At 37.9% G+C, this 232-nt stretch carries 1 protein-coding gene; it reads left to right on the forward strand.

Annotation, left to right across the window (positions count from 1 at the left end; translation table 11 throughout):
• Positions 1-232, forward strand: a 232-nt coding sequence (locus KVT27_RS26365; protein WP_217582355.1) for a glycerophosphoryl diester phosphodiesterase membrane domain-containing protein, incomplete at both ends; no start/stop codon positions are given.

Genomic DNA, 232 nt, shown 5'->3' on the forward strand with positions numbered 1-232 from the left:
TGCGCTATCGATTTTTTTCTATATGGCAGCAGCTGAATCGTAAGGTTGTTTATTTATTTAGTGACCAAGTCCTAATTTTAAACGTCTATCTTGCTCTATTAATGCCACTCGCTTCTTACATGCTACCACTCACCTTAACACAATCCATCTCACTTCCTCATTTTTTAACAGAAGAAATCATGAGTAGTCGAACAGGTAGGTTAACCTATGCCGCAGTGGCAAGTATTTTAGT

Source organism: Lysinibacillus sp. GbtcB16 (assembly GCF_019091145.1).
Classification (GTDB): domain Bacteria; phylum Bacillota; class Bacilli; order Bacillales_A; family Planococcaceae; genus Lysinibacillus; species Lysinibacillus fusiformis.